Here is a 10,059-nt window from a genome sequence, read left to right on the forward strand (position 1 = left end):
GGAATTTCTAGCGATCATCGTTCCGCTTTTCATCGCGTTGATTGAAGCGCATGAAAAAAGCAACCACGAAAAGTGATCTTTGGCGAGATTGTTGTGTTTCGTGAGTTGCTCATGAAATGATAAATCCGAGCTAGCCGCTTTAACAGATAGCAGGTTTTTTACGTCTTCATTATAGCAACCTTCTCTTTTTGGCGCAACCTTAAGACAGTCTTCACGTTATCGCCCGGTTTATCTCGCTTGATTTTCGTATTTTCCGCTTTTGTCTTGTCAGGGCAGGGGATTCGTGCTATTATATTCAAGCAGTTAGATGGATCCTTAGCTCAGCTGGCAGAGCAACTGACTCTTAATCAGTGGGTCTAGGGTTCGAATCCCTAAGGATCCACCATTTATGAACAACAAACATCTGTTTCGGAAAACGAGATAGATGTTTTTTTTCGAAACGGGTTGCGTTTCGTTGACAGAAGTGCTATTATAGCCAAGTAAAGAAATGGAAAGATAGAAGCACCCCTTCTCACCCGACGCATACGGATGCGTGGGTCAATGCCAATTCATCAACGTTATGGATTTTAATAATGGGTGCCTTTGTGTACCCATTTTCTTTTGGTGAAAGGTAGGTATCGTATATCAATAACAGAAGAGTTGCCCCGAACAATGTCAATGAAGATTTGTTCAATGAAAAGATTCCATTTAGAGAAGTGCTCGTCATCGACTCGAATGGAAACCAGTTGGGAGTGTTATCCAAAAGAGAGGCACTGGATGTCGCATATCGTCAAAATCTCGATTTGCTGTGCGTCGCTCCCAAGGCTCGTCCAGCCGTCTGCAAAGTTTTGGATTATGGCCGCTACCATTTTGAGCAGCAAAAGAAAGCCAAGGAAGCAAAGCGCAAGCAACACGTCGTGGAGCTGAAAGCGCTGCGCCTGTCGCCCATTATCGACACGCACGATTTTGAAACCAAAGTTCGCCAGGCGAAAAAATGGATCGAGTCGGGCATGAAAGTGAAGATTGATATGAGGTTCCGCGGACGGATGATGACACGCCAGGAAGTCGGTCGTCAAATCATGAATCAATTTCTGGATGAAGTCAAAGACATCGCGGTAATCGAAAAGAAACCGGCTTTGGAAGGAAACACGATGTCAACCGTGTTGGCACCGAAAAAGAAGTAAGAAGGGTAGGAGGAACGTAACATGCCTAAAATGAAAAGTCATAGAGGATTAGCAAAACGTGTAAAAGTCACGGGTACTGGAAAATTGAAGAGATCCCATGCATATACTTCACACCGTTTTCATGGGAAGACGAAAAAACAACGTCGTCATCTCGCTAAACCAGGTTTGATCAGCAGCACAGACTACAAACGCATCAAGGAAATGTTGAAATAAGGAATCAAAGGGAGGAATAAAGCATGGCAAGAGTTAAAGGTGGAACGGTATCCCGGGCAAGAAGAAAAAAAGTATTGAAGCTCGCGAAAGGATACTTCGGATCGAAACACACATTATATAAAACAGCGAACGAGCAGGTAATGCATTCGTTCAAATACGCATACAACGACCGTCGGAAACTGAAAGGAAACATGCGCAAGATCTGGATCACGCGTATCAACGCCGCTGCCCGCATGAACGACCTTTCCTACTCGCGTCTGATGCATGGTTTGAAACTCGCCAACATCGAGATCAACCGGAAAATGCTTTCCGAAATCGCGATCCACGACGCGGAAACGTTCACGAAGATTTGCGACGAGGCGAAAGCAGCCATCGCCAACGCGTAAGCCAAACATATCAATAAAGGCCCTGTGAATAGGCGCCTTTTTTTGTGCTATAATGGAATGCGATTATGCAATAAAAAAATAAGGAAAGGAATCCAATATGAAAATCAGAGCAACCAAACCGACAATCAGTCGATTGGAGCGGGAGCTTGACGCTTTTTTATTTGACCGCGCCAAAGGCAGCAAAGTCGCGCAAACCATTCAGAAAGGCTACGTGTTTTGCGAGCCAAACGACTTGGAGGAAGTAAAAAAGCTCATCCCGAATATTCAAAAAATCGGCGCCGGCGCCGGTTACGTGTTCGACCAGGACCAGGCGATTGGCGGACTCGGCATTCTGAACATGTTCAGCCCGAAGGAAATCGAAAACGATCCCAATTTGCTGCGCTATTGCCTGCGGCAGTTTCCACGCGTGCGCCGCGTCGAAGCCAAAACGTTTGAAAACGACCCATTCGTTCAACGGTTTCTTGCGTTCGAGCAAAGCGAGCGGTTTCAAAGCGCTCCCCAAACGATCGAACCCTATACATTGTTTTTGTACGACAACCTCGATTTCGATGAAAACGGCTATTTGGCCATTCCCGCCGGCTACGCCGACACGACGTTCCGGCTTCCCGGCTTTGAAGTAAAAGGAAGCGACCAAACGTTGATCGCCTTCCCGGATTTGATCGAAAAAGACCGGCAGCTCGCCCGCGGCCGAAAAGGAAACATTCTCGTGGCCGGCGATGTACGCCCGTATTTGCTGTTTACGCTCCTGCAAAATCCGGAAGTCGAAACCGTGACGTTTTATACGGAAGACACCAACGGTTTGGCTTTCATGGAGGAAGTGCTCGTTCCGGGATTGTCTTCCAACCACGCCAGCTACCGGGGCGAAGCGAAAAAACTGGATGGGCGTGACATCCAGGACGGGCAGTACGACACGGTGCTGATCGTCGACAACGAAAACGAAGAAAAGATCCAGCGCTATTTTGACTGGAAGAAAAAACAAAAAGAGCTCAAAAAGACGGAACTCGTGATCGGTGACGAAACGACAATGCTCATGACGCTTCGCGTCGAACTGGCCACCTGGCTGTACCGGGAAATCACGAACCGTCCGCCATTGGAAGGCCCCGCCTTTTTGTGGCTGCAAGCCATGTACGCCGACACGACAATTAAACGCCCGGCCCAGCTGAGCGAGCTGCTGGCGCTTGAAGACATCCAGCGAAAAATCGAGCGGACAATCGAAGCCGCCCGCTAAATCCAAAGACCCGACCGGGTCTTTTTATGTTATAATGAAACCCGTATGAAACAAGATGAAAAAACAATGAAAGGAAACGCCTATGAAAACAAAAGCCGCAACCCGCATTCAAGCCATCGACAGCCCGTCGTTTACCGAGCTGTTTGAAGCCAAAAAAAGATACACCGCCAAAACCGGAAAGGAAGTCATCGACTTTTCCATCGGTTCCAGCGACATTCCGCCCCACCACGCGATCAAGGAGGAACTCGCCAGACAAGCGCTCAACGATGAAAGCTACCAGTATTCTCTAGCGCCTCTTTCCGAAATGGTCGCCGCTATTGCGCGCTGGTACCATACCCGGTATGGCGTCGATCTGGCAGAAGACGAAATCGTCACCGTTAAAGGAAGCCAGGAAGCGCTCAGCCACATTCCGCTGGCGTTTTGCGATCCAGGCGATCTCGTGCTCATTCCAGACCCGTATTATCCGATTTACGGCGTGGCGCCAAGACTGGCCGGGGCCGACATCGTTTTTCTGCCGCTCAAAGAAGAAAACGACTATTTGATCGACTTTGACGCGATCCAGGAGGACGTAGCCAGAAAAGCGAAGCTGATGTACGTGTCGTACCCCAACAATCCGACCGGAAAGACGGCGCCCGACTCGTTTTACGAGCGCCTGATTCGCTTCGCGAAACGATACGACATTGTCGTTTTGCACGACAACGCCTACAGCGAGCTCGTATTCGACAAAGAACCCGGCAAAAGCTTTTTGTCGTTCGAGGGAGCGAAAGACGTCGGAATCGAGCTGAACTCGTTTTCCAAGTCGTATTCCATGGGCGGCGCCCGGCTCGCCGTCATGGTAGGCAACCGGGAATTGATCGCCATATATAAAAGGATGATGAACATGATCGACTTCCAGGCGTTTGGCGCCGTACAGCGCGCCGGAATTGCCGCTCTGGCCCACCACGACCGCTTCGTGCCCGCCCTCCGGCAGGAATACCGCCGCCGGCGCGATTGGCTCATTCAAAAATTCCAGGAAGCCGGCTGGTCGATCGAGCCCCCGGAAGCGACGATGTTTGTCTGGGCGAAAATTCCGGACCACTACGAGGACAGCGCCAGCTTTCATCGCGCGCTGCTGGAGCAAGCCGGCGTTTTGACCAACGCGGGAACGAGCTTCGGCCAGGAAGGGACGCGTTACGTCCGGTTCGCGCTGGTGCGTGGCGACGCCGAGGTGGAAGAAGCGGCCCGGCGGATTCAGGAAGCGGGATTGCTGGCCCCGATAAAATAAAAACGGTATTTTTTCGATGAATTATGTTAAAAAATAGAATGTAAGGGCTTCCTGTTTATTTTTCGATTTTGAATGTTATAATAAATCTATAATATTTTGAGGAAATCCTTGAAGAAAGAAAGAAGGAAAATAAATGAGGGAAATCTTAAATATTAACAAAGATTGGGAATTTAAAAAGCAAGATGGCAACGATCATGTCGAAGCCGTTCATGTTCCACATACTTGGAACGCCGTTGACGGAACCGATGGTGGCAACGACTACTGGCGCGGAACCGCCGTGTACACCAAAACGTTCGCGAAACCGGCTTTAGCCGAAGACGAGCAGCTCTGGCTGGAAATCAACGGCGCCAACTCGACTTCCAAAGTCGTATTCAACGGACAGCCGCTGGCCGAGCACAAAGGAGGCTACTCCACATACCGCGTTGATTTGACGCCGGCGCTGGCCGAAAACAACACGCTGGAAATCATCGTCGACAACGCGCCAAACAGCGAAGTCTATCCGCAACAAGCCGACTTTACGTTTTATGGCGGATTGTACCGCGACGTCAATTTGATCCGCGTCAACAAGGCGCACTTCGCCCTGGGATACTATGGCGGATGCGGCGTGGCGCTCACGCCGGAAGTGCTTGCCGACGGAAAAGGGCAAGTCAAAGTGGAAGCGTACACTGAAAACGCGAAAAACGGGGACGTTGTTTCCGTTCAAATCCAAAACGCCGAAGGCGAGATGGTCGCGCAAGGCGAGGGTGTCATTGAAGACAACCACGCTTCGTTCGTCATCGCGATGGAAAACATTCACTTGTGGGATGGCGTGGAAGATCCATACTTGTACACAGCCAACGTGCAGCTGGCCCAGGACGGCCGCGCCATCGACGCGCAATCCATCCGGATTGGTTTCCGTACATTCGAAATCGACCCGGAAAAAGGATTTATTTTGAACGGACGGCCATACCAGCTCATCGGAACCGCGCGCCATCAGGACTGGGAAGGCATCGGCAACGCCCTGACGCGTGAAAACCACGAAATCGACATGGCGCTCTTGAAAGAAATGGGCGCGAGAACGATTCGCGGCGCCCACTACCAGCACGACCAGGCATGGTACGATCTGGCCGATGAAAACGGATTGATCATGTGGGCGGAAATCCCGTACATTTCCACGCACATGGCTAACGAGGCGGCCAACGAAAACACCCAAGAGCAAATGCGCGAAATGATCATTCAAAACTACAACCACCCTTCGATTTTCGTATGGGGATTGTCCAACGAGATCACGATTGGTGGCGAAAGCGAAGACTTGCTGGAAAACCACCGCAAACTCAACGATTTAGCGCACACGCTTGACCCGACAAGAAAGACGGTCATGGCGCACGTGAGCATGCTTCCGACGACAAGTCCGCTCGTGACTTTGCCGGACGCGACAAGCTACAACCAGTATTTTGGATGGTACGTAGGAAAAATCGAAGACAACGACAAATGGTTCGATGACTTCCACGCCCAATATCCAAACGTAGCCATCGGTATTTCTGAATTTGGCGCCGACGCCAACCCGCAATACCACGCGGAAAAGCCAGGACGTGGCGACTATACCGAGGACTATCAGGCGCTTTACCACGAGCACATGCTCAAAATGGTAACCGACCGGCCTTGGATCTGGGCGATGCACGTATGGAACGGATTCGACTTCGCGGCCGACGCCCGCGACGAAGGCGGTGTGCCAGGACGCAACCAGAAAGGTTTGGTCACGTTCGACCGGAAGACGAAGAAAGACTCGTACTACATTTACCAGGCGTATCTTTCTAAAACACCGTTCGTGCATTTGACGAAAAAACGTTACATCGACCGCGAGCAGCCGGTGACGGAAGTGAAAGTGTACACCAACGAGCCGGAAGCAACGTTGTATGTCGACGGACAAAACATGGGCACGCAAAAAGCGGTGGACCACATTTGCCGCTGGAACGTGGAAATCAGCAAAGAGCACGCCATCAAAGTCGTAGGAAGCGATGAAACGATCAACGACACGATGACGATCCGCAAAGTCGACGAGAAAAACGAGGACTACATCGTCAAGGGCGGCAGCGTCCACAACTGGTTCGACGACGGCGTGGAAAAAGACGGCTACTTGTCCATCATGGATTCGATTGGCGACGTGATGGCCGTACCGGAAGCCATGGAAGTCCTGCGCCCGGTTCTGGAAGGCTTGCAAAATATGCTTGGCAAGCGCGATGACGAAGGGGAAATCCCGGCCATGGACATGAACACGATGATGATGGCGTTCCCGGTTGAAACCGCCCTGCGTATGAGCGGCGCGCTGACAAAAGAGGAAATCATCGAGCTGAACAAAACGCTGAACAAAATTAAAAAATAAATAAACACGAAAAAAGCCGAATTCGAAAGCGAAAACGGCTTTTTTTTCATGTTCAGGAAGAAAGCTCGACCATCGACAACGCGATGCGGGCCTTTTTCTCATCCACGCTCTCCACATAACACGTGACGATATCCCCGACATGGACGACATCGTTTGGATCTTTGACAAAGCTTCTGGACAGCTTGGAAATGTGCACCAGACCGTCTTCATGCAAACCGATATCGACAAAGGCGCCAAAGCTGACGACATTGCGAACCGTTCCTTCCAGCTTCATTCCCCGGCGCAAATCCTTCATCGTCAAAACATCGTGCTTGAGCAGCGGGGCGTCCAGGGCGTCCCGCGGATCGAGTCCGGGCGTCGAAAGCTCTTTAACGATATCCTTGAGGGTAAAGACGTCGGTACGCAACGCGGCCGCCAGCTTTTCCGTGTCGGCCACCGCCAGCTTGCGCTGGAACGCGCGCGAGCCAAGATCCGCCAAATCCAAATGCAGCTTTTCAAGCAAATGGCGCGCAATCGGATAGCTCTCCGGGTGGATTCCCGTGTTGTCGAGCGGATCGGCGCTTTCCGGAATCCGGAGAAAGCCGACGCATTGCTCATACGTTTTCGTGGAAATTCCTTTGATTTGCGCGATTTGCGCGCGCGAGGTGATCGGGTGTTTTGTTTTGGCCTCGTACAACGCCTCGATGGAGCGCTTATTCAAGCCGGACACGTATTTCAAAATGCTTTTGGAAGCCGTGTTGACGTTCACGCCAACTTGATTGACGATTTTTTCCGTCGTGAAATCCAGCGAATTCGAAAGCAGCTTTTGATTGACATCGTGCTGGTATTCGCCAATCCCAATCGACTTCGGGTCGATTTTGACAAGCTCGCTCAACGGATCCTGCACGCGGCGGCCAATGGAAATCGCGGAACGCTTTTCGACCGTCAAATCCGGGAATTCCTCTTGCGCCAGCTTGGATGCGGAATAAACGCTCGCGCCCGCTTCCGAGACGAGTAGGTATTGCACATGCGGAAAGTCTTTCAGGACGCGGGCGACAAACTGCTCCGATTCCCGCGACGCCGTTCCGTTGCCAATCGCGATCAGCTCGATACCGTATTGGTCGATCAGGCGACCAAGGGTTTTTCTCGCGTTGTTGAAATCGTTGTGCGGCGCGGTCGGGTAAATGACAGCCGTTTCCAGCATCGTTCCGTTTTCGTCGAGCACCGCCAGCTTGCAACCGGTCCGAAACGCCGGATCGAACCCGAGCACGCGCTTTTGTTTGATTGGACGCGTCATGAGCAAGTGCTCCAAATTGATCGCGAACGTCGCGATGGCTTTTTGATCCGCCGTTTCCTTGAGCGCGCTTCGAATCTCGCGTTTGATGGCAGGCATCAGCAGCCGTTTCATCGCGTCCTGGATGCACATCTGTAAAAACGGCGCGTTTTTCGCGTTGGAAAAACGGATCCACTGGCGGGCGATGCGCTGCCGGGCTGGCTCCTCGTCCATCGAAAGGGAAACCGAAATCACTTTTTCCGCCTCGGCCCGGTCGATGGCGAGCGTCTGGTAGTGCTTGATCCGGTCGATTCGCTCGCAAAAACAAAAATACGTTTCGAACTGGCCTTTTTCGTCGACCGCGTCCTTTTTCTTTTTCGTTTCCAGCGTTCCCGAACGCAGCATGTGCTGGCGAAGCGTTTGGCGGACCTTGGGATCGTCCGCGATACGCTCCGCTATGATGTAGCCGGCCTGCTCAAGCGCCGTGTCCACGTCACCCGATTGGACAAGCGAGCGCGGATCTTTGTTAGGGGCGTCGAGAATCGCCTGCGCCAAAGGCTCGAATCCGGCCGCGATCGCCGCGGACGCCTTCGTTTTTTTCTTTTCTTTATACGGCCGGTACAAGTCCTCGACTTCGCTCAAACGGGTACACTGCGCAAGCTGGCCGCGCAAGGCGTCCGTCAGCAATCCTTTTTCTTCGACAAGCCGCAGCACATCGTCTTTGCGCTTGCGTAAATTGACCTGATACGCGTATTGCTCCTCGATCGCGCGAATCGCGTCTTCGTCGAGATTTCCGGTTTTTTCCTTGCGGTAACGGGCGATGAATGGAATCGTCGCGCCTTCCTCAAGCAGCGCGAGCACGGCTTCGACTTGAGAAGACGATAAGCCGAGCTGTTTCGATAATTGTTCAATTAATGGCATAAGTTCATCCTTTCAACGGCTATTTTAACGCATTTGGCGCCAAAAGAAAAACCGCGGTCAAACACCGCGGCTGGACTTGGTGGAAGCGCGCGCCACCACCTTACCTGTATACATGGTTTGTTCCGGAAACTCGCTACCGCCAAGAATTTGCGTCAGGCCCATGACCGCCTGGCCGCACATGTACGCCGCCCGGTTGTCAAAAGACGTGATCGCCGGAGACGCGAGCCGGGAAAAGATCGAATCGTTGTAGCCGGTCACGCGGATGTCGTCCGGCACGTCCAGACCCCGGTATTGCGCGACCCGCTCGACGATGGCGGCCAGCTCGTCGTCGGCGCAAACGGCCGCGTCGAACGCGCCGTTTTGCAGCAGGTCGAACACTTGCCGGCCAAGCTCTTCTGTCTGGTCGCTCAAAATGAAAAGCGTCTGTTCGTCCACTGGAATGCCGGCTTCGCGGCACGCGTTTTGAAAGCCTTTGAACTTTTGACGCACGCTATACGTGTCGCGCGTGGCCAAAAAACAAGGCTTCGTCGCGCCGCTTTCCAGGCAGCTTGCCGTCAGCGCCTGGCAGCCGCCCTCGTCGTCGCATAAAATGCTGTAAATGTTGTCGTGGGTGAGCCGGCCGTTCAAGATGAACACGGGCACGTGGTTGCTGGCGGCGTAAATATAGCCGTTGTCGCGCTCGTTTTTTTCAATAAAATGCGAGCCGATAAAAATCAGGGCGTCCACATGGCGGGAGGCGAGCAGCTCCACGTGTTCTTTCTTTGCTTCCAATTCGTCTCCCGTACAGCAAAGCATCGCCGTATAGCCATGTTTTTTTAAATCCTGCTCTAAATAGTAGACGCATTGCGCCTGATACAAATCCCGAATGTTCGTCGAAAGGATGCCGATCGTCTTCATGCTGGACGTCGACATCCCGCGGGCGAACGCGTTGGGGGAGTAGCTGTTTTTCTCAATGACAGCCATCACTTTTTTTCTTGTTTTTTCTGAAACGTAACCCGAGTTGTTGATGACGCGACTCACCGTGGCGATCGACACGCCGGATTGTTCAGAAATATCGTAGATATTCATCGTTTCACTCCTTCAATTCGAAGGCTGGCTTGTCCATCCAAACGCAAAAGGTCGCGCAGCCTGTTTCCAATTCTACTGTTTTACTATAAACTGTTTTGGTTCTCGTTACGAGAACAAATTATCGTTGAACGCGTCCCGAACCATCGCCCTGGGCGAGCTTTTCGACCTCGTCCACCGACACCAGGTTGTAGTCGCCTTCCAC

The 10,059-nt window shown here is 52.0% G+C and carries 8 protein-coding genes and 1 tRNA gene; 7 read left to right on the forward strand and 2 right to left on the reverse strand.

Annotated features, from left to right (window positions below; translation table 11 throughout):
- Positions 1-309 precede the first annotated feature (309 nt).
- From ABNS49_RS03620 to ABNS49_RS03650, 7 genes are all read left to right on the forward strand, one after another.
- A tRNA-Lys gene (locus ABNS49_RS03620) sits at positions 310-385 on the forward strand.
- Positions 386-665: 280 nt separating this feature from the next.
- Positions 666-1,163: a translation initiation factor IF-3 gene (gene infC / locus ABNS49_RS03625; RefSeq protein WP_277820790.1), complete on the forward strand. Its 498-nt coding sequence runs from the start codon at positions 666-668 to the stop codon at positions 1,161-1,163.
- Positions 1,164-1,184: 21 nt separating this feature from the next.
- Complete coding sequence (rpmI, locus tag ABNS49_RS03630) at positions 1,185-1,376, forward strand: 50S ribosomal protein L35 (RefSeq protein ID WP_135979994.1); 192 nt, start codon at positions 1,185-1,187, stop codon at positions 1,374-1,376.
- Between the two features lie 23 nt (positions 1,377-1,399).
- On the forward strand, positions 1,400-1,762 hold the full coding sequence (gene rplT / locus ABNS49_RS03635; RefSeq protein ID WP_135979995.1) for a 50S ribosomal protein L20: 363 nt from the start codon (positions 1,400-1,402) through the stop codon (positions 1,760-1,762).
- Positions 1,763-1,859: 97 nt separating this feature from the next.
- On the forward strand, positions 1,860-2,990 hold the full coding sequence (locus tag ABNS49_RS03640) for a hypothetical protein (RefSeq protein ID WP_135979996.1): 1,131 nt from the start codon (positions 1,860-1,862) through the stop codon (positions 2,988-2,990).
- Positions 2,991-3,072: 82 nt separating this feature from the next.
- Positions 3,073-4,254: an aminotransferase class I/II-fold pyridoxal phosphate-dependent enzyme gene (locus ABNS49_RS03645; protein ID WP_135979997.1), complete on the forward strand. Its 1,182-nt coding sequence runs from the start codon at positions 3,073-3,075 to the stop codon at positions 4,252-4,254.
- A gap of 133 nt (positions 4,255-4,387) precedes the next feature.
- Entirely contained in the window at positions 4,388-6,616 is a 2,229-nt protein-coding gene (locus tag ABNS49_RS03650; protein ID WP_289108437.1) for a glycoside hydrolase family 2 TIM barrel-domain containing protein, read from the forward strand.
- A 52-nt stretch (positions 6,617-6,668) separates the two neighbouring features.
- On the opposite strand, the gene ABNS49_RS03655 is transcribed toward ABNS49_RS03650, so the two are convergent.
- On the reverse strand, positions 6,669-8,789 hold the full coding sequence (locus ABNS49_RS03655; protein WP_135979999.1) for a Tex family protein: 2,121 nt from the start codon (positions 8,787-8,789) through the stop codon (positions 6,669-6,671).
- Between the two features lie 57 nt (positions 8,790-8,846).
- The gene (locus tag ABNS49_RS03660; RefSeq protein ID WP_135980000.1) at positions 8,847-9,857 is read right to left on the reverse strand and encodes a LacI family DNA-binding transcriptional regulator; all 1,011 of its coding nucleotides are present in this window, start codon (positions 9,855-9,857) and stop codon (positions 8,847-8,849) included.
- Between the last annotated feature and the right edge of the window lie 202 nt (positions 9,858-10,059).

This window comes from uncultured Dubosiella sp., from assembly GCF_964018005.1.
GTDB lineage: Bacteria > Bacillota_I > Bacilli_A > Erysipelotrichales > Erysipelotrichaceae > Dubosiella > Dubosiella muris.

Coding starts and splice junctions, on each gene's coding strand:
- rpmI (WP_135979994.1), top strand. CDS start 1,185: ATGCCTAAAATGAAAAGTCATAGAGGATTAGCAAAACGTGTAAAAGTC.
- rplT (WP_135979995.1), top strand. CDS start 1,400: ATGGCAAGAGTTAAAGGTGGAACGGTATCCCGGGCAAGAAGAAAAAAA.
- ABNS49_RS03640 (WP_135979996.1), top strand. CDS start 1,860: ATGAAAATCAGAGCAACCAAACCGACAATCAGTCGATTGGAGCGGGAG.
- ABNS49_RS03645 (WP_135979997.1), top strand. CDS start 3,073: ATGAAAACAAAAGCCGCAACCCGCATTCAAGCCATCGACAGCCCGTCG.
- ABNS49_RS03650 (WP_289108437.1), top strand. CDS start 4,388: ATGAGGGAAATCTTAAATATTAACAAAGATTGGGAATTTAAAAAGCAA.
- ABNS49_RS03655 (WP_135979999.1), bottom strand. CDS start 8,789: ATGCCATTAATTGAACAATTATCGAAACAGCTCGGCTTATCGTCTTCT.
- ABNS49_RS03660 (WP_135980000.1), bottom strand. CDS start 9,857: ATGAATATCTACGATATTTCTGAACAATCCGGCGTGTCGATCGCCACG.